Raw genomic sequence first — 26,672 nt, 5'->3', positions numbered from 1 at the left:
AAGTTTGTAAATTAATATTTAGTGTTTTTGATAAATTTTCGCGAGTATATGACATATATACGGCATATACGCGCTTGCGTATATAAATAACATTTGGTTTTATAATGCTTGCAGTATGTGTTGCTTCAGCTGCACGCTAAAGTTAGTTACATCTGAAACTACAGTTTCTATTAATTGATAGGATGTTGAGAGTTTATGGAAAATAAAGGAATTTATTCTAAAAAGAAAATAATAATAGATACAGATTGTGGTTCGGATGATGCTATGGCAATCGCCATGGCTTTAAATGATCCTAGATATGAGATATTAATGTTTTGCACTGTATCAGGAAACGTGTGCATGGAACAAGCGACTATTAATACGCTTACTACTATCGAGCATGCTGGTTCATATGAGCCACCTGTATATAAAGGAAGCAGAAGCATGCTGTTACGCGATTTGGCTTATGCTCATGAAACTCATGGTAGAGATGGAATGGGTGATATTGGTCTAGTTCCTCATCGTTTGAAAGAAAGTAATGGTAATGCTGTTTTGAAAATGATCGAAACTTTGAGAAACAGTGAAGATGGTGAAATAGATATTATTGCATTAGGACCATTAACTAACATTGCTCTAGCTATTAAGGTTGATTATGAAGCGATGAAAAAAGTTGGTCGCATAGTCGTTATGGGATCTGCTGGTTTAGGTCGTGGAAATGTTTCTCCTGTAGCAGAATTTAATATTTGGCAAGATGCAGAAGCTGCAAAGATATTAGTTGATTCTGGTCTTAAAAATATTATGTTTGTTGGATGGGACGCATGCTTGGGAGAATGTATGCTGAATCCACAAGAAATTGCTAATATTCGCAAAAGTGGAGAACTCGGTAAGTTTGTCATTGATTGTAATAGGGAATTAATGGAAATGAATGTTAGCCGTTTTGGGGATGCTTATCTAGATATGGCTGATCCATCTGCTGTTGCCGCTGCGTTATATCCTGAATGTATAAGCGAGTGCACAAAATATTATTGCCAAGTTGATGCAACTCCTGGACCAAGTTATGGCTCAGTTCTTGTTGATGCTAATTTCTTCTCTGGTAAAACTCCGAATGTTGAAATATGTAGTAGGCTTAATCCCGAAAAATATAAAAATTACATTTATCGTACTTTGCATGTTGTAGATTAGCAAAATTTATTTTTACCAACATGCTTTCTATATTGAAATAACATTTAAATACGACCGGGTTTGTTTATGGTTGTTCACAAACTTTCTCGGTCGTATTTATATTTAATGCGTATAAATTAATGCGTATATTTTTTCAGTATAAATATATTTTAGTTACTAAAGTCAATATCGCCGAGTTTTTCAATAAGCTTCATATTCTCGCTGTAATCAACTGGGCAGGAAATCACATCGACACCGTTTTTCTGATCCAGTGCTTCACGCAGCATGTTGTACAAATCCTCCGGCTTTTTAACAGCATGACCGCGCGCGCCAAAGCTTTCAGCTAGTTTTGGCACATCCGGATTATGGAAATCAACGTATTCGTGCTCGCCTGCATGAAGTTCCATCTTCCACTTAATTAAGCCATAAGCGTTATCTTCCCAAACAAGAACTACCATTCGGCTGCCAACGCGCACTGCAGTTTCAATTTCCTGCACGTTCATCATAAAGCTTCCGTCGCCCATCACAGCCAAAACCGGTTTCGTGTTAATTTTGCCGGAATTATCGCGAATAAACGAAGCTCCAACAGCTCCCGGAAGCGTCCAAGCCATAGTTGAAAGACTGTTGTCGATTATGCAAGTATTCGGGTGCATAGTTGGGTACAAGCGTGCCATCCACATTTTCAAAGCGCCTGTATCTACAAGTACCTTCGTGCCTTCAGGAACAGCGCGGCGAATATCGTAAACTACGCGCTGCGGTTTCATTGGCATGCTTTCGTCGTTTTCGCAAGAATGTAATTCTTCCGTAAGCAGTTGTCGAATACGTGGGTGGCTTACGTCGAAAGTGATGTTGCGTGTCTTTAATACTTCTGTAAGAGTTTTAAGCGTTTGGCCAATATTCGCCATAATATTCAGCGCAGTAGGGTAGTGCGCGTCGGTATCTTCCACAAAAGTATTGATGTGAATAATAGTTTTATCAATATTTGGGTTGATTTTCTTCGGGTCGAACTGCTGAATTGAGAAGCCGACAGCAATAATCAAATCAGCAGTATCAAACGCGAAGTTCTCGTAATCGCGATGCATGAAGCCGACTACGCCAAGTGCATTCGGATGATTATCTGGGAAAACGCCCTTTCCTTCGAAAGTAGTTGCAACTGGCACATTAAGCTGCTCAGCAAACGCAAGAAGCTGAGCCTCAGCGTGAGAGCGCGCAACGCCGTTTCCAGCCAAAATAATAGGTTGCTTTGCTTGACTAATAATTTTTGCAGCTTCTTCAATAGTGTCGGGCGCTGGCATAATATGCAGAGGATGAGGAAGTGGAAGAGACTTTGCGTCGTCAGGTGCTGGCATTTCGCTAATATCTTCCGGAATAACAAGGCACGTGGCTCCCGGACGGTTGCGACCGGCAATAGAGAAAGCTTTTCTGACCATTTCCGGCGCAGATTCTGGAGCAAGCATCATAGAAGACCATTGCGTAATTGGCTGGAAGAGCGCAACCAAATCAATAATTTGGTGAGATTCCTTATAAAGCCTAGAAACATTACCTTGTGCGCAAATCGCTACAAGCGGTGTAGTGCTTGCGTTTGCTTGAGCTACAGGAAGCGTTAAATTCAATGCGCCAGGACCTAGAGTTGCCAAGCATACGCCCGGTTTTCCAGTAATATGAGCGTATGTTGCTGCCATAAAACCAGCGCCCTGCTCGTGGCGAGTAAGCACAAAACGAATTCGTCCATCGCGCTCAATTGCTTCAAGAAGCGGAATATTTTCCTCACCTGGAATACCGAATACTACTTCAACGCCTTCGTTTACCAAGCATTCAACAACTAAATCTGCAGTATTGCGCTTGTGGTTTTCACGAAGATGCTTTTGACGAGCAAGTTTTTGTTCAAGCTTCTGATCTTCTGTTTTGTTTATTTCTGCCATAATTCGCTTCTTGTGTAGACAACAAATTCTTTGTTTTAATATGATATACGCAATCTTGTCTTTAAACGCAATTTTTGCAATGCGCGTGTCATAAAAAAGGGCGGAATTTTGTGTTAGCTACTTTAGGCTAAATCACGCTATTAATAGTTGCTAATTTATTGTTATTGCAACGATTTTGTCGGGAATTTAACCCGATTGTAGGACTGGGTTTCTAGTACAATAGAACCATTGTGTCTATTGCGTTACGGAGGAATGATGAAGCGCTGGCTGTTGAATCTGGTCAAGTGTGAAACCATTCTTATTGTTGCCGCAATTTTAGCGGTTATTTCTTGTTTTTTTGTACCTCCAGATCCGCAATATTTGAGTTATATTCATGTCAACACTATTTCGCAATTAGTGTGTCTTATGATGGTTGTGTGCGGGTTCCAGCGCATTGGTGTGTTTCGATCTATTGGTGCGCGTTTGCTAAGGCATGTGCGCACTGAGCGCGGCTTGGTGCTCGTGCTTATGTCGTTAACATTCTTTTCAGCAATGTGGATCACGAACGACGTTGCTTTGGTTACTTTTGTGCCTTTTGCGCTATCTGTGCTCGTAATGGCGAATGCTGAAAAGCAGTCAATTCTTGTAATTACGCTTATGACCATTGGTGCCAATGTTGGAAGTATGCTCACTCCTATTGGCAATGCTCACAATCTGTATTTAAAGGCGTTGACTCATATGTCTACGCAAGATTTTTTGAAGATTATGGCTCCTTATACGATTACAGCAGCACTGTTGATGATCGTGTTTGCATTCGTATTCTTTAAGTCGCGCACAGTTGACCAGTTTGCAGGTTTGCACGGTGACGATATTGAGCAAAGCGTGTTGGCTCCTTCGCATGGCCATCCGCAGCCTGATGAAATTCGTGTTATGGGCTATGGTATGAGTTTTACTCGCTGGCGTGTTACTGTTTATAGTTTGCTGTTTGTCGTTTGCTTGTGTGGTGTTAGTGGATGGATTCCTGACTGGATTATGGTGCTTATTATGGTTGCAGCTTTTCTTGTTTGCGACCGCCACGTATTCCGTGTTTTAGATTGGGCTTTGCCACTCACGTTTATTATGTTCTTTGTTTTTATTGGCAATATGCGCCGAGTTTCTGGATTTAGCGATCTTGCGCAAATGTGGGTTGGTGCGCATCCGATGGAAGTTTCTATTGCTTCAAGCCAATTTATTAGTAATGTACCAACGACGATTCTGCTTTCTGGATTCTGTGATCAGTGGAAGCTTCTTATTATTGGCACGAATCTTGGTGGAATGGGTACTTTGATTGCTTCTATGGCTTCGCTTATTTCTTATAAGGGAATTACACACCAGTATTCGCATTACCGTGGGCGTTATTTGCTCACGTATACTATTGTCAATGTGTTCTTCCTTGCAGTGTTGATGTCACTTGCGTGGATTATTGAATAACAATTTTTATATAAACGTTTGATATTTATAATTTTATGGCGCGTTGATAACAGTTTTTTGGTATAATAACCATTTGTTTGCCTCTGTAGCTCAAAGGATAGAGCAACGGCCTTCTAATCCGTTGGTTGCGCGTTCGAGTCGCGTCGGGGGCACGATGAAATCTTGAAATAGCATAGTGCATTTCAAGATTTTTCAGAGTGCCGAGCTTGCTTATGGTTGAAAGCACTGTGTGCTTTCAACGCAAGCTTAGTCTGCCTTATCGGACATTTTGTGGAACATTTGCCGGGGATTTTCCGACATTTTTCTTTACAACGCTGTAAAGTTTCTGTCGCTTTTCGCAGATTTGGAAAACATTTTTCCTAGCGGCGAATGTGCAGAAAACAGATTCGATTACAGCAAAACGCTTGCATTACAAGGTCTAAGACAAGATTTTTTACACACCTTTGGTTTATAACCGAGCTTGGGCTATAACTCCAAAAGTGTGTAAAGCTGAGCTTCTAGATATTCTGTGTTATAAGGCACAGCCCAAACATTGTTGTAATACATATATAAATATATAAACGTTTGCGAAAAATAAAGTAGTGAGTATAATTCACGTTTTAGATATGTAACATTGAGGTTTTTATAGATTTTGTATTCTTCATAAAAATTAAAATATTTAGATTATTGTCAAAATTTTCTCAAAGGAGATTGTGATGGTGAATGATAGCGTATTTGAAGATAGTAATAAAAAAGATAAAGAAGAATTGCTTGATTGTTTGATGAAAGAAAGAGGTTTATTTTTTACTGGATCAGGAATCAGCATTGAATCTGGGGTTGCAAAAGTTGATGATGTCTTACAACATACTTGTAATAAATTCTTGGTGGGATTTGATAAATGTTATACGTGTGTCCCCAAAAAAGAAATGTCTCGTAAAGATTATATTTGTGAAATAGTTCAACCAGAGCTATTTTATTCAGTACTACTGGAATGTACAGGGGATGACCGTGTTTTAGAGATGTGGAATTGTCTTAAAAAAGATCATTTCACGAAGGACTATGAACCGCAACCAAATATAATACATTATTTCATAGTAGCTTATTCATATTTTGCAAAGGTTCCAATTTTTACCATGAATTATGATAAAATGTTCGAATCATCTTGCGAAAAGCTTAGACTGCCCCATCTTGTTTATGTTGATTGTCCAACTGATGAATCACTTGAATCACAAGTAGTAATCTGTAAATTGCATGGAAATTTAAGAGAAAATTCAGGGAATGCAGTAACAAGAGATGATATTGCAACAACAATGCCAGGTATTTCCAAAAAAAGCGATTTTGCAGATTATGTAAAAAGTAATATTAAGACGCATGACGTGTGTATTTGGGGATATAGCGGAAGAGATGTGGATTATTTTCCGATTTTGCGAAATAGTCATTATGAGGACAGAAAATTTTTCTGGACGGTTGGAAATCCTAAAGAATCTGAAATTGATAAGCTAACAGAAGAAAATGCTTCATCATTGCATAATGTAGTCAAGATAACAGGATATCCATCCAATATGAAAGATGAGTTGATGAATGTGTTATCAACTTTTGATGGCGGCAGTGATATTGTTGATCATATTCGTGAACTAACTAAGGACAGCTCAGTTTCTACAGAAGAAAAAGAAAAATTTTTAAAAGAAATTGAGTCAAACATTGATGCGAAAAATATATCTTTTAATAAAGAAATATTCTGGATGTTGCTTTTGCAAAGAACTGGGCAAAATAAAGATTTGAAATGTATGATTGAAAAGTTGTCTGAAAAATACGATGATGATGATTGTAATTCATTAACTAGTAAAGAAAGAATTATATTGCTAAAAGCGAGGATTTCCCTTGCAAGAGAAAGTGCGGATTTTGATAAATATCGTCAACTTGCGAAAGAACTAAAGAAAACAGCAAAGAAATACGGATTGTCATCTATAGACAGGCGCCAATATTTAGCAGATTCAAAAATCGAATATGTGTCTTCGTTGCAAATGCGTGTTCCATCGAGCCTTTCTTTAAAAGTTCCGTTATTAAGAAGAAAATACGGTTTATTGCTTTTAGTTAGGATTCGTTTTGCACTTGTGAATAGCATGTTTATTCGTGATGAAGAATTGTATAAGAGTAACGAAGTCATTGCACAAGAATGTGAACTTAGGTCTTTGGCAATAGACTGTAAAATTCCATTTTTAAAGAAACGTGCAAAAAGAAAACTTAGAAGTTTATTGGCAAGAGCTAAGGCTATAGGTAATCACGCAACAATAATTGGAGCTTGTAAGTATCTCTGCAGATTATATCCATACAATAAAGATGAGTATGAGCACATGGTTAAAATCGTTGGAACTATAGGAAGTGATTTGAGTGCATTGTCTATCATTTATAGGGATGAAGATGTCAATAAATCTTTAGAAGAAGCTAAGAAAAATGATAATACTTTGAACATCGTGAAAGCTATTTTTAAAAAGAAGTCTCTTATAAATGATTGTACGGATTTGACAATTAGTGATGAAGAAAAAGAATTGCTATTTAATTCCATCAAAAAGATTACTCCAAAAAGTTTGAAGAAAACGCTTTTGCACATAGGAAAACGAGAGGGTTTATTTTTAAAAAATAGCAAGTAAAAGTCATATACAAAATTTAAGTTGAATGCAACAGAATATAATAAGCTACAAAAGCATAGTTTCAATAAAATTGAGGATTATTTGTTTATTAATAAAATTAAAAAATGAATATGTGGAATAAAGGGTGATGTGAGAGTACTCATCTGCGCCAGTAACGACAAGAACGTAAAAATACGTTATTCGCGCAGAACGTAATCTGCAGGAGTAACGAAAGAACGGTATTGAGTGTTACTTGTGCAGTACGCTGACTGCGTCAGTAACGAAAAAACGTCATTGAGCGTTACTAGCGCAGAAACCAACCTGTACGTGTCTTAAAGACGCGTACAGGTTACTTATCTTCTTCGCGGCAGCTTTCGCATAAGCCAAATACTTCTAGCGTATGATCCACCACAGTGTACCCGTGAGATTCAGCTACTTTATGAATCCATCCTTCGTCGTCAGGCGGCTCAATGTCGACGGTTTTTCCGCAACGTTCGCACACTAAATGATGGTGATGAGTATTTTCATCGCAAATACGGAATAATTGCTGTCCATTAAAGCGCACGGTATCTACTTCGCCGCTTTGAGTTAAAGAATTAAGTTGACGATACACTGTTGCTAAGCCAATAATCTCCCCGTCTTTGGCGAGTATTCGGTGCAAATCTTGTGCAGAAACAAAATTACGAGACTCGCGTAAGTAGGAGAGTACTATTTCTTTTTGTTTTGTATGTCTACGCATAGGCTCACTAGACATTTCGCATCCTTTCGTCGTTTTTAGTCTAGCTCGTCGTCCCAGCAGCCTGTTGCATCTAATGCTGCAGCAGCGTCAACAGGATTATCGCATAGCACAGTAATATGACCCATTTTGCGATTCTTACGAACTTCAGCTTTTCCATAATCATGTATATGCCATTCTGGATGTTCCAAAATCAGCGAACGTGTAGGAGCCACATGTTGCCCAAGAACATTTACCATAACAGCAGGGGAAAGTAGCTTAGGCTTCTTTAAAGGCCAACCAACAATACCGCGAATATGTGCTTCAAATTGATCCATATCGCAAGCTTCAATCGTATAATGCCCGGAATTGTGAGGGCGAGGAGCAAGTTCGTTTACTACTACGCGATTATCTTTAGTGATGAAAAGCTCGATTCCTAATGTTCCTGCTAGTTCGAATCCTTTAGCTAAGCGCAAAGCTAATTCGTGAGCTGTTTTTTCAACTTCAGGATCAACTACTGCAGGAGCTAAAGTCATGTGCAAAATACTATTGTGATGCACGTTTTTTACTAGAGGATAAGTTACGAAATCCTTACCATTTCCAGAAACCAAGATTGATGCTTCAAAAGCAAAATCGACGAAACCCTCGAGAATTGAAGGAGGGAATTTTCCTCCGCGATCCGAGCGATGGTGAATGTTAGCAACGTCTTCTTCTGTGCGCAAAACATCTTGACCATGACCGTCGTAGCCGCCGCGACGAGTTTTAAGAATTGCTGGCAAGCCTATTTCGTCAATAGCAGCATCTAAGTCGTCCAAATTATTTACTTCACGCCACGGAGCTGTTTTGATTTTATGACTATTAATGAACGTTTTTTCACTGACGCGATCTTGAGTTACGCGTAACAGGTCAGTTCCTTGTGGGATTGCGGTTAAATGACGAACTTTATCAAGTGCGTCTGCGTTAACATTTTCAAATTCGTAGGTTAATACATCGCAACGTTCAGCAAGCTCACGCAAGCCTTCAGGATCGTCGTAATTAGCTTCAACCTGCAAATCTGCTACTTGGAACACAGGGCAGTCAAGCGTAGGGTCAAGAACACCAATACGAAAACCCATATGGCGAGCTGCAATAGCCATCATGCGCCCTAACTGGCCGCCGCCAATAATTCCAATAGTGGATCCTGGCATTAAACGTTCAACAGCGCCATTAGTTACTTCAGATAAGGTTGGCATTTGATTCCTCGACTTTTTCTTTTAGCTCATTGCGATATTCTGCTAGTTCTTTAGCAAGACGATTATCAGTTGTACTTAGAATGCTTACAGCAAGCAATCCAGCATTTGTCGCACCAGAGTTTCCAACTGCAGTAGTTGCAACAGGAATACCTCCTGGCATTTGTACTATTGAAAGCAATGAATCCCAGCCTGATAGCGCATGCGAGCGTACTGGCACTCCAATAACAGGAAGCGTGGTTTGTGCCGCAATCATGCCAGGCAAGTGGGCGGCTCCGCCGGCTCCAGCAATAATAATGTGGAAACCGTTTGAGCGAGCATTATGCGCAAAATCTGCCATTAATTCCGGTGTACGATGTGCGGAAATAACTCGTTTCATATACGGAACTTGGAATTTATCTAGAATTTCACAAGCATGACGCATGGTTTCCCAATCACTTGAGGATCCCATTACGACAGCGACGGTTGGCTTTACTTCTGACACGATGAACCTCCCTGACGTGCACTTGTTACTTTACGCAACACTAGGGAGAACTCGCCGAAGTTTATCTAAAACTTAACAAATTATTTGTTCGCTTCATTGCTTTTTGGTCGCAACGATTTTACCATTTCTAGTATTTGTTTAGGATTAGCTTCCGGTAAATAGGCGTGAGTTACAGCTAGTGAAATCTGAGCTAATTTTGCAGAATCCATATAGCAAACATATACGGAACTTGCGGATGGCTGGAATTTTTTCTTGAAGAAATATAGCGATTTGAACCCATAAGCTGGTTCCAAAATGTCAGACATCATTTCTAGCGCATGATTAATAACGTTAGAAGATTTTTGACCATTTTCGTTCAATATGTCTTCGTTTATGCCAGCTAGAGGTGCTGCAGAAAGGCTCATAAATTCTACAGAACAGTCTGGGTTTTCTAATCCTTCATCTCTTAAACGTTCTGCCATTCTAGCAATTAATAATTCCATAATCCCATTAGGACTATCTGTGCGGTGACGCATAAAATCAAGTGTCCAACCAATAATTCGATTATTTCTATACGTTGGCATCCAGCTTGTTACTCCAAGTACCCTGCCGTCTTCATTAATAGCGTATAAAATTTTGACGCGGCTATCTTGAAGTTCGTCAAGTCCTCCGAGAGTAAATTTCATTTCTGGAAGAGCTTTTAACTCTGCCCATTCTTCTGAAATTTCTACAATTTGTTGCCGTACGTCCCAAGAGGCTTCGTTATAAGTTGTAAGTACGTCGGCAATTCCATCTCGTTTTGCTTTGTTTATAGCTGTACGAATATCTTGCCATTTTTTCCCTCGCGTCTGCCAAGTATTAGGGTCTACTAGCATGTCTGTTCCGACTTTAATAGAAGTAAATCCAAGTTTTTCTAGTTCTTGACGCGTTTTATCGTGCACAGCATAGAATGCTGGAGACCACGAATTTTGTTCGCAGAATTTAATAAATCCTCGAATATCTTGTGAATACTCTTTTTCATCTCCAAAAGGTTCTGTAAGAGTGAGCGCAATACCGTAATTTAGTCTATAGGCAATTGCAGATTGCCCGCTTTGAGAGAACCAATAATGGTTATTCGCCCAAGTTGTCATAAAGCTCATTGTGTTTCCACCAAGTTCTACTAATGAGCTTGCTTTTTTTCTATCGTTTTCGTTTGTAGAGATGCTGCTGCGGAACCACGTAAAGCAGACAATAAACAATATTGTCCAGAATATCACGCCCACGCTTTGTGCTAGTAAAGAAGATAGGGGTGTTTCAGTGCGAAGCATTGCGTTAGATCTGTTTCCAAATCCCATAGGCATCCAGCGCCCTGGTAAATCTCGCAATAAGTGGTAAATATCAGCAGATGGAGTAAATTCTTCAGGTATCATAAGACCAAAAGCAACATATCCAGCACCAGTTATATACAATGCTATAAAAATTGCTATTAGTCCCAAACGTGCCTGTAGTTTGCTCGTATGAACAGAAAAATGCTTTAAATTAATTATCAACAAAATAGTAAGCAATAATGGTGGGAGAGCGGTAAGCATAAAAGCAACAGCAACAGCATTATGTTGATGTTCCAAAATATTTTGTTTTGTGGCAATTAAAGGCAAAACAGTGAAATACATTCCTGCATATAGCACAGTCAGTGCGTTTATAAATATAGAAGTTAATGCAGCTAGTCTACGCCCTCGTAACATTCCCCACGCAATAATCATCAGTGTGATGCTTGGTAATAGAATGCGAATCCATAATTCGCCAATTGCAGCGTGATGTAGACCTGAATGAAGAAAACAATTATTTGTGCTGTAATTTGTCATGCATCGCGTAAGCCATGTCTTAGAGCCTAGTTGCGGTGACATAAACAAACCAAGAGTAGTAAGAATTCCTGCGTGAGAGCGTGAAGATAATGCCAACACTGGACCTAATGCAATAATGCTCTGAGCTACTGCAAAAAGCCTACGAATTTCGTAATCTGTACCTTCCCACCAGTTTACACTTCGTCTAACGCCTTTTGTTTTGCTCATAATATTGCCGATGATGTGTCCTGTAAGGGCTGCAATAATAGTGCAATAATCGCCTGGATTTCCACTATAAAGAAGCATTGCTGAAGTAGTAGCGTATCCAATTACTAAAGTTCTTCTGCGCCACAAAATAGATTCGTAAGATGCAGAAGCCATAAAAGCGCCAATAAACAGTGTGAATGGAGATAGTCGAATAGGAATCTTGGTAATCCAATGCATGTTTCGAATAATGATTGAAAGATTACCTATGATTGTTAATCCTACAATTATGCCAACAAGTGTGCTAAATATTGCAATATAAATAATATTAAGTCTACTTATACGAGTTTCTGCAACGCCAATAAGTACGGCAACAAGTAAACAATTAACCATAAGAGATGGCATATTATTTACGAAAATAAGCGAATGGCACACTTTTATCAGCAGCTCTGTGACGTTTCCGTGCCCGAAGAATAGGCTTGGACCTTTTGAATGATGATGTCGCATAAACAATTGTGCAAGAGTAGCGCTTGTGCCATAAGTATAAAAATGCATAAGTGCTAATACGAGCCAGTGTATGCAATTTATAACAATAAAAATGCATGTAAGCGTTAATGCAAAAACTTTATGTTGCATCCAGGTTATGAAATCGTGCATCAATATTTTTGTATGCCGAATTGCTGAATGTTTAGAATCAGAATCATTTTTCTTACAACGTTTATGAAAGAAAGACAGCATCATATTAGTCTCGATTCACTTGCTGGTTGATAAGAATTTGTACATTTTGGTAGGTATTAAGTTTTGGTGCAGTGCTTGAAATACCTGTTTTTTTGCAGAATTGATCAATTGCTATTTTTAATCCAGCTTTTACTGTGTGCCAATCATGACCATTGCCTTGAGAAAGCATGGTTATAACATTCATTCCAGCGCGATGTGCGCTTAGTGCGATGGTTGCCTGATTCGCTTGAGATTTAGTATCCCATGAGCCCGCAATAGCGTAATAATTTTGTTTCAAAGGAGCATTTTTACGCATTATCACTCTAGGTATATGTCGCTCATATTCTGATGTGTTTCCATTGAAATAATGATTAATTGTTTCTTGGCGATTCTTATATGTTGGTTCTAGTTCCCCTCCGGCAGAAAAAATGTTTCCAAATATATCAGGGTGAGATGGAACTAGTTGCGTTGAGCAAGTGCCTCCTTGTGAGAAGCCGCCCATAAGCCACATTTTAGGATCTTTGCTTACTGGCAAATGTTTGCGTATCCATTTAGGAACATCATTAATTAAATATGTTTCTGCTTTGCCGAACACATGTGTATCCGCACACAGAGAATTATGCGAAGATTCACCATTTTGGTCAGGGGCTACAACAATAGGTGCAAGACCGTAGTGATTTTTCGCGTAATTGTCTAAAGTATTTGCAATATCGCTTGCTGCAAAAAAGTGATTAGGGCTACCAGGTTGTCCTGCAAACATGACCATAACTGGCAGTTTTGGTGGTTTTTTAACAAGTGCAGCAGGTGGCAAGTATACGTTTGCTATTCTGGCATTGAAATGTGAAGCAGTGTTAGGGATATAAACTGAACGAACAATACCTTTTTTAGGCAGTTTTGGCAGTTTTTGTTGTGCTGCTAACTCTCTCCATTGTTTAATACTAGAGGATGCGGATTTTTGCTTATTAACTTCTAGTTTTGGAAAACCGCCCATTCCAAATATTGAACCTATTGTCGTGTATTCCCCATAAATCATGTCTACATGAAGAGCTGTGCTTGCTAACGTCAAGATAATAGCTATTACTGCAACTAGTTTTCTCCATTTGTGTAAGAAAACAAATGCTGTTGCTGCAAAACCTATAAGCCCGAAGCCGCATGCAATAGAAAAAATAACGAGCCATCCAAGACTTACTTCGAATACAAGAAACACGTCAGAAATAAGCCAAGCAATTATTCCACCGACAAAAAATGTTATGACACCTATTGCAAGTTGTATTAGTAAGTGGAACATTTTCTTGCCGCGTTTTGTTTTCATAAAAAGCAACAAGACTAAAGAAATACCATTTACGCTAAAAAGGCTTACTGGTAGCCATCCTTGCAAAAGACTCACTTTTGCCAATTGCAGCATGTTTGACTCCTATACTTTCTAGTCTAATTTGCGTACCAGTTACTAATCTAAGCGACATATACGCACAGTAATTGCCCAACCTAGTAATGTAATGCTAGTATCTGAAATTTTCCTCAATATTTGTTTTATTTTTTATTATTTATTCTATTTAAATAATAAATATCGAAACATATATTGTAATCAGTCCTAAGTATTAAAATTGCTATTTTTTTCTTGTTTCAATGCATTGTTAAAAATTTATGACGATAGCAATAAGTAGACTTGCACATTATTAGTAATAATTAGTACGTGTGTGATTTATTGAGGATAGTATGAAGTCATTTTTGCGCTTGAAAGTTCCGTATTGGCTGTATGCATTTCTTTTCTTTGTTATTGACGGCATGTCGGTAATTATTGTGCAAATGGGTGTGCAGCGCGCTGGAAGAGTTGAGATGACTTCTGCAATGTCTGGTGGACGTTGGGGATTAATAACTAAAACTTGGAGAGAGCTTAATTTTGTTATTGTTCTTAGTGCGCTCGTTGTTGCGATGATATACGGTTTAATTCTTTTGATTAGTAACCGATTTTGGATATCAAGTGCGATAGTTCTAAGTGTTTCATTGCTTATTGCTGTTATTGAATATATGAAAGTAAATGTTCGTTATGAAACTATTCTTCCTGCGGACTTAAACTTTTTAAAAAGTAACACTGGTAATGTCGCTTCATTTTTGCCAGATAATGCTCCTATGGTCATTGGTGTTGCTTTAGGCGTTTTTATTTTGCTTTTAGTTACAACTGTTTGCTTACACATATTTGATACAAATCATGGAAAGATTGTGCGTTTTAAAGATTGGCGTTATTCTGCTGGTATTCGTGTTGCAATTGCGTTGATTTTAATAGGGAATTTAAGCTGGTATATTGGCGGCGTTGGCACAGTTGACTCTTCGGCTAATGTTTTTTCTAAAATGCTTGGTGACAGTCCTGCTATGTGGGATTCTGTTTATGACGCTCAACGCAATGGTGCTATTGTGGCATTTTTGCGTAATGTAAATCCTAAAATTATGGATAAACCGGCTGATTACAGTGAAGAAACTATGAAGGCTGTATACAAGCGTTATAACGATGAAGCTAAACGTATAAATCGTTCTCGTACAACAAATATGAACGATAATACTTTTATTCTTATCTTGTCTGAATCGTTCTCTGATCCTACTCGTGTTCCTGGTTTGAAGTTGAACAAGAATCCAATACCATTTATTAGCAATTTAAAGAAGCATACGGATAGTGGTTTGATGCTTTCTTCTGGTTATGGTGGCGGTACTGCAAATCTAGAGTACATGTCTTTAACTGGTTTGAGCATGGCTAATTTTGATCCTTCAATGACTAGCCCGTATCAGCAGTTGGTTCCTAATGCTCAATGGTCTCCAACTATTAATCAATATTGGGATGATTCTCGTAATTCTATTAAATCTATAGCTTTCCACCCGTATGAGCCGAGCATGTATTTGCGCGCTACTAATTACAAAAAGTTTGGATTTAGTAAGTTTTACGCATTGCAAGGACCTGATGTTATTGCTCACCGTGATGTTATAGATAAATCACCGTATGTTTCTGACGCATCAGCATATAAGAGTGCGTTAGAAAAGATTAAAGAGCATAAGCAACCTAGGTTCGTACAAATTGTTACTATGCAAAACCATATGCCTTATAGGGATTGGTATGCGAATAATGAATTCGAAGCGTCTCCTAAAGATGGTGCTGCTGATCTTGGTGATGATGAAAAAACTTCTATTGAAACGTATGCTAAGGGTGTGCAACACACTGATGAGGCAACACAAGCGTTTTTGAAGAGTTTAGATAAACTAAATAAGCCTATTACTGTTATGTTTTATGGTGACCATTTGCCAGGAATTTACGGCACTGCAAGTTCAGATGAAAAGAATTCATTGTCTTTGCATTTGACTGATTATTTTATTTGGTCAAATAAGGTTGCTTTGGAGCGTAAAGAGCGTAGTGAGAAAAAATCTTCAAACAAAAATGTAGAGCATTCTAATACAAATAAAGATGTAGATCATACTAATAAGTATTCTTCGCCTAACTTCTTTATTTCTCAGGCTGCTTTACATATGAACGCTAAAGTTTCTCCGTATCTTGCTTTCTTAACTTGTTTACATGAGCATGTGAGCGCTATGGAGCCTCCTGTTGTAAATACTATTCAAGGCTGGGATAGAATTCCTGAGGGACAATCAATTTATTTGGATAACGATGGTAATCCTATGATTTTGTCTAAGATGGATAAGAAGTCACGTCAACTTCTTCATGACTATCGCTTAATACAATACGATATTACTGCTGGAAAGCATTATTTGCGTAATACTGATTTTCTGAAATTACCGCGCTAAAAGCTAGTTTGATTATTACAATGCCCCTCGTTTGTATTTGATACATAGTATGTTTCAAATAGCGAGGGGCTTATTGATTTGCAATTTGTTAATGAAAACTATATCAATTAACAAACTATTTTAAGGCTTTAGATGCGATATCATGTCTAAAGAACATGTGTGGAAGATTAAGCTTATTTAATATGCTGTAGACGTTGTTTTGAGCGTCTTTTACGTCATCTCCATGCACTTGCACAAGAGCTACTCTACCTGAAGAAGTAAGAAGTTTGCCGCTTTCTTCATCGCTTTTTACTCCTGCATAATACACGTGCTGACCTTGATTTTCGTCAACAGGAATTTGAGGAAAGGGAGTTCCGGTAACTAAAGTGCCAGGGTAGCCTTCGCTTGCAATAATTACGCCGAGCGTAACACCGTTATTTTTCCAAGTAAAAGTTGGGCTTTTATGTCGCAAAATATTCCATATAGCTGCACCAAAATCTGAAGTAAGGCGAGGAAGCACAACTTCTGTTTCTGGGTCTCCAAAACGAGCATTAAACTCAATAACTTTAGGACCTGTTGCTGTATCAATTAAGCCAGCATAAAGCACGCCAGTAAAAGGCGTACCCTCTTTAGCTAGTCCTTCAACAGTTGGGCGCACAATTTCGTCGATAGCACGCTGAACTGTTTCGTCGCTAATTTGCGGCACAGGGCTATAAGCTCCCATGCCTCCAGTATTTGGTCCTTTGTCTCCGTCATAAGCACGCTTGTGATCTTGAGAAATAGGCATAACCCAAAAATCAGTTCCGCTTACAAAACTCATAAGCGAAAACTCTTGACCTTGCAAAAATTCTTCAATAACAACTTTTGCTCCAGCTTGACCAAAACGATGATCTACGAAGATATCATCCAAAGCATCAATTGCTGTTTGCTCATCCATAGCAACAGTAACGCCTTTTCCAGCAGCCAAACCATCCGCTTTAATAACAATTGGAGCACCATGCTCAAGAACGTATGCGCGTGCCGGCTCCAAAGCGTCAAATGTTTTGTAGGAGGCAGTTGGAACGTTGTGACGAGCCATAAGCTTTTTTGCGAAATCTTTAGAGCCTTCAATTTGAGCTGCGGCTTTGTTTGGACCAAAAGCGGCAATTCCATGCGCTTCAAAATCGTCAACAATGCCATTCATAAGGGGAACTTCAGGACCAATGAACGCAAAATCGTAGTTATTGTCTTTAACGAACTTAATAAGAGCGTCATGATCTGATTGACTTATGTTTGCAGTTTGAATGCCATCTGCTGCAATACCAGGATTTCCAGGAGCAACAGTTACTTCTTCAACGCTTTCTCCTTTAAGTAGCGCGTGTGCAATAGCGTGTTCGCGAGCGCCAGAACCAACTACTAAAACTTTCATTTTTAATCCTTTATTGCTTTAAGATTTCGCTGTCTACTGTTTTGCAGCTTTATATTTTGCTGTTTTGTGGATTACAACAATTCGACTGCAACGTTTTCGCGCTTAGCCATTTTGCCAATAATATAAGCTGTTTCGTTATGCTCGTCTAGTATTCGCATTGCCTCGTCTGCTTTGTTTTCGTCAACTGCCAAAACCATGCCAATACCCATATTAAAAACGTTGAACATTTCAGCGTGAGCAACTTTTCCAGCTTTTTCAATAACTCCAAAAATAGGTGGAACGCTCCAGCTAGTGGTATCAATTTTTGCAGCCAAATCATCTGCGTACATGCGTGGAACATTTTCAATAAATCCGCCGCCTGTAATATGAGCAACTCCCTTAATAAGATGTTCTGCAAAAAGTGGCTTTAAAGCTTTTACGTAGATTCGAGTAGGTTCAAGAAGAACTTCGCCAAGTGTCTTGCCGCCAAGCTCATCTAGCTTGGTGTCAACGCTAAAACCTGCTTCTTCAAACAAAGCTTTGCGAACAAGAGAGAATCCATTTGAATGAACTCCTGAAGAAGGAAGTCCGATAAGCACGTCGCCGGCAGTAATAGTGGAGCCGTCAACAATATTCGAACGTTCTGCAACGCCTACTGCAAAACCTGCAAGATCGTACTCGTCTTCGTCATACATTCCAGGCATTTCAGCAGTTTCGCCGCCAATTAAACCTGCTTCAGATTGCACGCAACCATCTGCAACGCCTGAAACTACCTGCTCAAGTATTTCAGGATTGTTTTTTCCGCATGCAATATAATCGAGGAAGAAAAGCGGCTCGGCACCTTGAGCTGCAATATCGTTTACGCACATTGCAACGCAATCAATGCCAATAGTGTTATGCTTATTCATCATTTTTGCAATCACAAGCTTGGTTCCAACGCCATCCGTGCCAGAAATCAGCACTGGCTCTTTGTAACCAAGAGATGCCAAATCAAATAAGCCGCCAAATCCGCCAATGCCACCTACAACGCCTGGGCGCTTTGTGCGATTTACATGAGATTTAATACGACGTACTACTTCGTATCCTGCTTCTACGCTTACGCCAGCTTCTTCATATGCGTGTGGCATATTGGTTCCTTTCGTAACAATGTTATAAGTATTTTCTTAAGTTTTATTTATAAATTGCAATGAACAATTTAATTAATAAATAATCAAGTTATTAAGTTATATAAGATTTTCGTGTGAATATTTACTGTGCTTCCTTACTTCTTGCAAATGTTCGCGTTCTTCAGGAGTAAGGGAAGCCAAGAATTCTTCGCCATAATCGTCTAGTGCAGTAGGGTAGTCGCCATTAAAGTAAGCAACGCACAAACCGCCATAAGGAGCAGGCTTTTTTAATCCAATCGACTCGACTAATCCATCTAAAGACAAAAATGCTAAGGAATCAGCATCGATATACTCGCGAATTTCTTCAACTGAATGCTTTGCTGCAATAAGTTCCTTCGTAGTTTGAATATCGATACCGTAGAAGCAAGGATATTTAAGCGGAGGGGAAGAAATACGCATATGCACTTCTTTAGCGCCAGCTTCTCGAAGCAATTGCACAATGCGCTTAGAAGTAGTTCCGCGAACAATCGAATCGTCAATAACGATAACGCGTTTTCCTGCAACCACACCACGAACAGCAGAAAGTTTCATACGAACGCCTTGCTCGCGTAATTCTTGTGTCGGTTGAATAAAAGTGCGTGCAACATATTGGTTTTTAATCAATCCCATTTCGTTTGGAATTCCGCTTGTTTCAGCGTATCCTGCAGCAGCAGAAAGTGAAGAATTAGGTACTCCAATAACCATATCTGCTTCAACAGGAGATTCTTTAGCCAAACGCGCACCCATACGCTTTCGCACAGAATGAACATTAATACCGTAAATATTAGAATCTGGGCGAGCGAAATAAATAAATTCCATTGAGCATACTGCATGCTGTACATGCTTCGTATATTGCTCAATAGTGTAGCCATCGTCATTAATAACAATGATTTCGCCAGGCTCAATATCGCGAATAAACTCTGCTCGCACAATATCAAGCGCACAAGTTTCAGAAGCGAGCACGTATGCGCCGTTCTTCATACGACCAAGCGAAAGAGGGCGGAAACCATTTGGATCAGTCGCTCCGATTAGTGCATCTTGAGTAAGTAATAAGTAAGCAAAACCGCCATGAACAGTTTGTAAAGCTTCTTTTAGGCGATCCATAAAAGTTGCTTTACTGGAGTGGCGAATCAAATGCATCAATATTTCAGTATCAGAATTTGAGTGGAATATTGAGCCTTTATCTTCCAAGGAATTACGTAGGCTAGTGCAATTTGTCAAATTTCCGTTATGAGCAAGAGCTACGTCTCCATCGTGGAAACGGAATAGGAAAGGCTGAATGTTATCAACGCTTCCAGAACCTGCAGTAGCATATCGCACGTGACCGATAGCCCTGTTTCCAGTAAGACGATCCATAACTTGTTCATTGCTAAATACTTGAGTTAGCAATCCCAATCCGCGATACCCATGCAGTTTGCCATTGTCGTTAGATACAATGCCGGCACCTTCTTGTCCTCGATGCTGTAGCGCATGAAGTCCAAAATATGTCAGCCTAGCTGCATCTTGATGACCCCACACACCAAATACGCCGCATTCTTCGTGAATATCTTCAAGTTCTGCAGACATTCATACCCCCTAATAATCGATGATTGTAATCGTCGAATTTGTAGTTATTTTGATACAAGTTTTGCAACTGTAAACTAAAGCTCATGCAGTGAAATATTCAACGCCAGCTTCAAACAATGGTTGCTCATGGAAATCAGGAATATTGACATACAAGTCACGACCTGCGCGCTCGCAATGTCCCATTTTTCCAAAAACTCGACCGTCTGGGCTTGTAATACCTTCTACTGACATCATTGAGCCGTTAGGATTTACGTTTAAGCTCATACTTGGTACGCCATTGCTGTCAACATATTGTGTAGCTATTTGACCGTTTTTAATAAGCTTTTCCATAACTTCGTTAGTAGCAATAAAGCGACCTTCTCCATGAGAAATTGCAACAGTATGCATGTCTCCAACTTGCGTATTTGCTAACCATGGTGAAAGATTTGAAGCAACTCTAGTGCGAACAATCCTACTTTGGTGTCTGCCAATAGTGTTGTAGGTAAGAGTTGGGCAGTTAGAATCCATAGGAACAATATCTCCAAAAGGAACCAAGCCCAGCTTAATAAGCGCTTGGAAGCCATTGCAAATTCCAAGCATTAAACCGTCACGATTATTAAGCAAGTCACGAACTGCGTCTGTTACTGCTGGATTCCTAAAGAATGCTGTAATGAATTTCGCAGAACCGTCCGGCTCATCGCCTCCGGAGAAGCCTCCCGGAATCATTACAATTTGACTCTTTTTAATCTCTTCAACCAATTTCTCAGCTGATTGTGCAATATCTTTTGCGCTTAAATTATTAATAATAAGCGTATGAGCGTCTGCTCCAGCTTTTTCAAAAGCAGCTTGCGTATCGTATTCGCAATTATTTCCAGGGAAAACCGGGATAATAACGCGAGGATGCGAAAGCGGCTTTAGTTTTCCTATGTGCATGTGATTTGTAGTAGAAACATTAGTTTTGTTATTAATAGTTTCTACAATCTCGCCAGGCTTTTTGTACGGGAAGATTGAGGAAAGTTCGCTTTCCCAAACCTTTTGCAAATCACTTAAATCAATTTCTTCGCTATTTGATGAAGTAATTGCGTAATTTTCAGTTGTTTCGCCAACAATCTCAACGTCAACCAAGCTTGTATTAGCTAAAGATGGAACTTCAGCGTCTTCCTTGAGTTCAACGTAGAAGCTTCCATATGCTGGCTTAAATAAATCATCGTCGCTTAAATTGTTGAATAATTTAAGACCAATATGATTTCCAAGCGTCATTTTGAATAAGCTTTCTGCGCTAGCACCGTAGCCAGGAGTAGATATAGCAAGAGCTTGCTTGTTTTTCGTAATATTTTCTACAATTTCTAGTGCTTTCAGGAAGCTTTCTTTTTCTGGAGTGATTCCGTCGGATTTATACTTTGGAGCAATACGTATAACTTTATGATTTACACCCTTAAATTCAGGTGAAACAGTTAAACGTGCGTCTCCGGTAGAAACAGCAAACGAAATCAAAGTTGGTGGCACATCCAGATTCTCAAAACTGCCGCTCATAGAATCTTTGCCGCCAATAGCACCAACTCCAAAATCAAGCTGTGCACTTAAAGCACCAAGAACTGCTGCAGCTGGCTTTCCCCAACGCTCTGGAATATCGTGAGGCTTGCCAAAATATTCTTGCAAACTCAAGTAAGCACGTTCGCGCGTGAAACCGCTAGCTGCTAGCTTTGCCAATGATTCAACAACAGCAACATAGGCACCAGTGAATTGGTTTTTTTCCATTAAATACGGATTAAAGCCCCAAGCCATTGCGGAAGCTGTGTTTGTTTCGCCAAATACTGGGAATTTAGCAACCATAGCTTGAGCAGGAGTAAGCTGACGGCGACCGCCAAAAGGCATAAGCACAGTAGCAGCGCCAATAGTAGAATCAAATCGTTCAGATAAGCCTTTATTTGAAGCAATATTAATATCCGAAACTAAGTTATGCATGCGCTTTTCTAACGGCAAATTTGACTGATTCTGCCATGGAGTTTCGTAAGATTCTCCACTTTCAATATGCAGTATCTGCTGTTTTGGAGCGCCATTAGAAGCTAAGAATGCTCTGCTTAAGTCAACAATGGTTTTTCCACGCCAAGTCATTCGCATTCGCGCTTCTTCAGTAACAGTCGCTATTATTTCTGCTTCAAGATTTTCTTCACGAGCATACTTCAAAAATTCTTCAGCATCACTTGACGCAACGTCGACAGCCATGCGCTCTTGAGATTCAGAAATAGCAAGCTCAGTGCCATCGAGACCTTCATACTTTTTAGAAACTTTGTCGAGATTAATAGTTAAGCCGTCGGCAATTTCGCCAGTTGCGACAGAAACGCCGCCAGCGCCAAAATCGTTGCAACGCTTAATAAGTTGGCAAGCATCCTTGCGTCGGAAAAGTCGTTGGAGTTTTCGCTCAATAGGAGCATTACCTTTTTGAACTTCAGCTCCGCACTCTTCAATACTTTCAACATCTTGAGCTTTAGAAGCGCCGGTAGCACCACCAATGCCATCTCTGCCAGTGCGTCCACCAAGAAGAATAATCACATCGCCAGGAGCTGGAGTTTCTCTGCGCACATGGTCGGCTGGGGTAGCGGCAACAACCGCACCAACCTCCATACGTTTTGCAACATAACCCGGATGATAAAGTTCATGCACTTCGCCAGTAGCTAAACCAATTTGATTTCCGTAAGAAGAGTATCCTGCGGCGGCAGAAGTTACGATTTTTCGCTGTGGAAGCTTACCGTTTAAAGTCTCGCTAATAGGCGTGCGTGGATCTGCAGCACCAGTTACGCGCATTGCTTGATACACGTAAGAGCGTCCAGAAAGAGGATCGCGGATGCAGCCACCAATGCACGTTGCAGCTCCACCGAAAGGCTCAATCTCTGTAGGATGATTATGTGTTTCGTTTTTAAACAGGAATAGCCAATCTTCGTCGTGACCGTTTACGTCCACTTTAACTTTTACTGTGCAAGCGTTGATTTCTTCTGACTCGTCCAAATTTTTAAGCTCGCCAGTATGCTTTAAGTATTTTGCGCCAATAGTTGCCATATCCATAAGGCAAACAGGCTTATTTTCGCGATTTAGTTCTTTTCGCAAATCAAGATAACGGCTAAACGCTTCTTGAACAGTGTTATCGTCAATAGAAATATCTGTAAGCTCGGTGCCAAAAGTCGTGTGACGGCAGTGGTCGGACCAGTACGTATCAATAACGCGAATTTCTGTAATAGTAGGATTTCTATGTTCTTCACAGAAATATTTCTGGCAGAACTTTGCGTCAGCCAAATCCATTGCCAAACCGCGAGTATTAATAAAGTCTTGTAATCCAGCTTCGTCTAAATCGTTAAATGAGCTAATTACTTCTACATCAGATGGTACAACTGCTTCTCGCTGTAAACTTTTTACCTCATCAAGTGAAGCTTCTCGCGCTTCAACAGGATTAATAACGTAGTGTTTAATATCGTTTAGTGCTTTTTCGTCAAGATCACCTTTTAAAGCGATTACTCTAGCAGTGCGCACTGTTGGACGTTCGCCTTGACTAATAAGTTGAATGCATTCGCTAGCAGATTGCGCACGCTGATCGAATTGACCAGGCAAAAATTCTACAGCAAATACGTGCTCGTCGGTTTCAATAGGCAAGTAATCGTAAGTATTATCAACTGGAGGTTCGCTTAATACTGTTTGCACAGCATTGTCGAATAAATCTTTGCTGATACCTTCAACGTCATAACGGTTAATAATTCTTGCGGAAGTAATCGCGCTTATGCCAAGAATCTCCCTAAGCTCATGTAAAAGCTGTTGCGCTTGAACGTCAAAACCAGTGCGTTTTTCCACATATACGCGAAATACCACGAGAAACCTACCTTGTTGAATGTGCGGTATGAATGCAGTGTTTATTGTTGTATTGGTTTTAAATTATAAATATTAAATTATTCAAAATCACATTAAGAATGCATGTGGCTCGCACCCCTAAAGGTACGAGCCACAACAATCATTATCGTTCTACGCAATCGTCAGGTTTGCGCACAGAGACATCCAAGCCTTCGCTTTGAGCTAAAGATGCAAGCCTATCGTAAATCTCTTCATAAGCAGGAATGATGTCGCCTAAATCGCGTCTGAACAAGTCCTTGTCCAAATGGCTTACCTCATTCGTACCAGCATTGCGCTTATCCCAAAGTCTGCAAGTATCAGGAGTTATTTCATCAGCGAGAAGAATATTACCTTGCGCGTCTACGCCCTCTTCAATCTTGAAGTCAACAAGCTGAACATCAATCTTGGAGAAAATATCCAACAAAGCATTGTTAACAGCATGAGCTTGACGAGTGACTTCCGTCATTTCTTCATCTGTTGCTAATCCAAGAGCCACAACGCCTTCTGGATTGATAAATGGATCACCAAGCTCGTCGGACTTTACGCAGAACTCCAACAATGGCTTCTTTAAAGGTGTTCCTTCTTTAACGTTATAACGTTTTGCAAAAGAACCTGCAGCAGTATTTCGCATAATAATTTCCAGTGGGAACATGCGCATACGCTTTACAAGTTGTTCAGTATCGGAAATTCGTCCGAGGAAGTGGCTTTTTACGCCGCGCGCCTCAAGTAAATGGAATAGTAACGAAGTAATCCGGTTATTTAAACTGCCTTTACCTGCAATCTGAGCTTTCTTCAGACCGTTACCAGCTGTTGCCTGGTTCATGTATTCAACCCATAGCACATTGGTGTCATCGGTAGCATACAGTTTTTTGGCTTTGCCTTCGTACAACTTCTCAAGTTTTTCCATGATATGCCCTCTCTTATGTGCATTCACAGTTGTAGGCGCAAACCAACAATATTTGTAGGTTTACCTGACCTTTGCCAGCACGATTAGCGTAACAATTGTTACCTACAAAATTTCCCTTCGTACATACTGTAAATTATTATCTTTTTTAACTCTTATGCCTTAATTTTCAATGTATCTAAGCATTCGTTTGTATAGTTTTTAGCGACATAGCGATGCGTGTCGCATTTTCTCTAGCTTCTTCCTGCGTTAATCCAGTAGCTAAAGAAACTGCCATTCGTCTGTGACCATGTACAGAAGGCTTAGCAAAAATACGCAAGTTGCATCGATGATTTTCGCCAGATTGCAAAGCTTGAGCAATATTCGTAAAACCAACAGATCCTTCCGCTTTAATAACAATGGCGTGACTTGCTGCAACTTCATTATTTTTCAAAGAAAGTTCAGTATAGTTAGCTGTAATTGGGACTCCCAAAATAGCCAATGCGTGTAATGCGAATTCACTGTAGTGCTGTGAAATCATAGTTACCATGCCAGTATCGTGTGGGCGAGGTGAAAGCTCGTTAAATAACAGTGAGCCATCTTTTAATACAAATAGTTCGACTCCATAAATGCCCCAACCTGTTTCGCCAGCTTCTTGCGCAATATCAGTCAAACTTTCTACAGCACGCTTTGCAATATCTTTCGCATTAGTGCGGATCGATTCAGGAATATTTGCAGGCTGCCAAGATTCTCTATAGTCTCCGTCTTGCTGACACTGAGCGATCGGCTCACAAGTAGTAATTCCTGCGCAAGAGCTTATTGTAAGTACTGTAAGCTCATAATCAAGCGGAGCTAAAGCTTCAACAATAACGCGTGAACACTCATTTTCATGCTCAGCTGCTGCACGCCTGCCATGCTGAGCTTCATTCCAAGCTGCGAGCAAATTTTCAGAACTACGAACTATTGACTGACCATGACCAGAAGAGCTCATAACAGGTTTAACTACACAAGGATAGCCAACTTTTTTAGCTCCATCCTCTAACTCTTCATAAGATGAAGCGAAACAATACGGTGTAGTAGGCAGTCCTAAATCTTCGTGCGCAATTCTACGCAAGCGCTCGCGATCCATTGCAATCGCGGCAATATCTGAGCTAGGAACGACTTGAATATTCTTTTTAGCAGCATCTTTCAAAACTTCAGTAGCAATAGCTTCAACTTCTGGAATAATAATGTCAGGATTCACATTGGAAATAAGTTCTTGCAATTCTTGCGGATTCGACATATCTAGCACGTGGTATTCGTGAGCTATTTGCATTGCAGGAGCGTTTTTGTAGCTATCGGCAGCGCATACTAGCACGCCTAATCGCATAAGCTCAATCGCAATTTCCTTACCAAGCTCGCCTGAGCCAAGAAGAAGTGCTGTCGTGTTGTTGCTATTTGCAGTTACGCCAAAAATGCGCTGATTTTGCTCAGAAAAACTCATACACCCATTGTTGCATTTGCCATTGTCGAATAATTGATGTTGTTACTACGACGCGCCGAAGTGTGTTGCTCTGGCGGAAATCTAGAAAATCGTGTATAATATCCCTTTGTTGTGTGATTATGTATGTTTTCACGCGCATGGTGGCTATAGCTCAGTCGGTAGAGCATCTGATTGTGGTTCAGAAGGTCGCGCGTTCAAGCCGCGTTAGCCACCCCACTTAAACGGCTGGTAATTGACCAGCCGTTTTTTGTTAGTTTTGTAACCCTTCAAGCCAAACAGTACATAGGGTAAACTGATATGGTTAGGGTGTTTCCCGACTT

The 26,672-nt window shown here is 39.9% G+C and carries 16 protein-coding genes and 2 tRNA genes; 6 read left to right on the top strand and 12 right to left on the bottom strand.

What is annotated here, in order from left to right; all coding sequences use genetic code 11:
• Positions 1–195: 195 nt before the first annotated feature.
• Complete coding sequence (locus tag HXT37_RS05370; RefSeq protein ID WP_012914360.1) at positions 196–1,161, top strand: nucleoside hydrolase; 966 nt, start codon at positions 196–198, stop codon at positions 1,159–1,161.
• A gap of 149 nt (positions 1,162–1,310) precedes the next feature.
• On the opposite strand, the gene HXT37_RS05365 is transcribed toward HXT37_RS05370, so the two are convergent.
• The gene (locus tag HXT37_RS05365; protein WP_076002955.1) at positions 1,311–3,062 is read right to left on the bottom strand and encodes an acetolactate synthase large subunit; all 1,752 of its coding nucleotides are present in this window, start codon (positions 3,060–3,062) and stop codon (positions 1,311–1,313) included.
• Positions 3,063–3,317: 255 nt separating this feature from the next.
• Here HXT37_RS05365 and HXT37_RS05360 point away from each other — a divergent pair, with 255 nt between their 5' ends.
• From HXT37_RS05360 to HXT37_RS05350, 3 genes are all read left to right on the top strand, one after another.
• Complete coding sequence (locus HXT37_RS05360; protein WP_102703190.1) at positions 3,318–4,511, top strand: SLC13 family permease; 1,194 nt, start codon at positions 3,318–3,320, stop codon at positions 4,509–4,511.
• Positions 4,512–4,590: 79 nt separating this feature from the next.
• A tRNA-Arg gene (locus HXT37_RS05355) sits at positions 4,591–4,663 on the top strand.
• 543 nt (positions 4,664–5,206) lie between these two features.
• Entirely contained in the window at positions 5,207–7,141 is a 1,935-nt protein-coding gene (locus HXT37_RS05350; RefSeq protein ID WP_421779383.1) for an SIR2 family protein, read from the top strand.
• Positions 7,142–7,469: 328 nt separating this feature from the next.
• Here HXT37_RS05350 and HXT37_RS05345 read toward each other — a convergent pair whose 3' ends face one another.
• The 5 genes from HXT37_RS05345 to HXT37_RS05325 form a co-directional block, all read right to left on the bottom strand.
• The gene (locus HXT37_RS05345; protein ID WP_004106002.1) at positions 7,470–7,874 is read right to left on the bottom strand and encodes a Fur family transcriptional regulator; all 405 of its coding nucleotides are present in this window, start codon (positions 7,872–7,874) and stop codon (positions 7,470–7,472) included.
• Positions 7,875–7,894: 20 nt separating this feature from the next.
• Positions 7,895–9,067, bottom strand: coding sequence for a 5-(carboxyamino)imidazole ribonucleotide synthase (gene purK, locus HXT37_RS05340; protein ID WP_116431601.1), 1,173 nt, complete (start codon positions 9,065–9,067; stop codon positions 7,895–7,897).
• The gene (gene purE / locus HXT37_RS05335; protein ID WP_004108375.1) at positions 9,051–9,515 is read right to left on the bottom strand and encodes a 5-(carboxyamino)imidazole ribonucleotide mutase; all 465 of its coding nucleotides are present in this window, start codon (positions 9,513–9,515) and stop codon (positions 9,051–9,053) included. Before purE ends, purK begins: the two co-directional genes overlap by 17 nt.
• A 113-nt stretch (positions 9,516–9,628) precedes the next feature.
• On the bottom strand, positions 9,629–12,292 hold the full coding sequence (locus HXT37_RS05330; RefSeq protein ID WP_410309270.1) for a bifunctional lysylphosphatidylglycerol flippase/synthetase MprF: 2,664 nt from the start codon (positions 12,290–12,292) through the stop codon (positions 9,629–9,631).
• Position 12,293: 1 nt separating this feature from the next.
• The gene (locus tag HXT37_RS05325) at positions 12,294–13,673 is read right to left on the bottom strand and encodes an alpha/beta hydrolase (RefSeq protein WP_421779380.1); all 1,380 of its coding nucleotides are present in this window, start codon (positions 13,671–13,673) and stop codon (positions 12,294–12,296) included.
• Positions 13,674–13,984: 311 nt separating this feature from the next.
• Here HXT37_RS05325 and HXT37_RS05320 point away from each other — a divergent pair, with 311 nt between their 5' ends.
• The gene (locus tag HXT37_RS05320; protein WP_421779379.1) at positions 13,985–16,054 is read left to right on the top strand and encodes an LTA synthase family protein; all 2,070 of its coding nucleotides are present in this window, start codon (positions 13,985–13,987) and stop codon (positions 16,052–16,054) included.
• Positions 16,055–16,169: 115 nt separating this feature from the next.
• On the opposite strand, the gene purD is transcribed toward HXT37_RS05320, so the two are convergent.
• From purD to purT, 6 genes are all read right to left on the bottom strand, one after another.
• Positions 16,170–17,441, bottom strand: coding sequence for a phosphoribosylamine--glycine ligase (gene purD / locus HXT37_RS05315; RefSeq protein ID WP_421779377.1), 1,272 nt, complete (start codon positions 17,439–17,441; stop codon positions 16,170–16,172).
• 71 nt (positions 17,442–17,512) lie between these two features.
• On the bottom strand, positions 17,513–18,547 hold the full coding sequence (gene purM, locus HXT37_RS05310) for a phosphoribosylformylglycinamidine cyclo-ligase (RefSeq protein ID WP_421779375.1): 1,035 nt from the start codon (positions 18,545–18,547) through the stop codon (positions 17,513–17,515).
• Between the two features lie 96 nt (positions 18,548–18,643).
• Entirely contained in the window at positions 18,644–20,131 is a 1,488-nt protein-coding gene (gene purF / locus HXT37_RS05305; protein ID WP_004105975.1) for an amidophosphoribosyltransferase, read from the bottom strand.
• A gap of 81 nt (positions 20,132–20,212) precedes the next feature.
• Positions 20,213–23,968, bottom strand: a complete 3,756-nt coding sequence (locus tag HXT37_RS05300) for a phosphoribosylformylglycinamidine synthase (RefSeq protein ID WP_116971114.1) — start codon at positions 23,966–23,968, stop codon at positions 20,213–20,215.
• 142 nt (positions 23,969–24,110) lie between these two features.
• Positions 24,111–24,893 carry a phosphoribosylaminoimidazolesuccinocarboxamide synthase gene (purC, locus tag HXT37_RS05295; RefSeq protein WP_064621603.1) on the bottom strand — a complete coding sequence of 261 codons (783 nt, stop codon included), beginning with the start codon at positions 24,891–24,893 and terminating at the stop codon, positions 24,111–24,113.
• Between the two features lie 175 nt (positions 24,894–25,068).
• Positions 25,069–26,352, bottom strand: a complete 1,284-nt coding sequence (gene purT / locus HXT37_RS05290; RefSeq protein ID WP_102155059.1) for a formate-dependent phosphoribosylglycinamide formyltransferase — start codon at positions 26,350–26,352, stop codon at positions 25,069–25,071.
• 140 nt (positions 26,353–26,492) lie between these two features.
• On the opposite strand from purT, the gene HXT37_RS05285 reads away from it, so the two are divergent.
• Positions 26,493–26,568 (top strand) — tRNA-His (locus HXT37_RS05285).
• Positions 26,569–26,672 lie beyond the last annotated feature (104 nt).

This window comes from Gardnerella sp. DNF01151, from assembly GCF_049244235.1.
Lineage (GTDB): Bacteria > Actinomycetota > Actinomycetes > Actinomycetales > Bifidobacteriaceae > Bifidobacterium > Bifidobacterium swidsinskii.
This window is presented reverse-complemented; position numbering and strand designations above follow the sequence as displayed.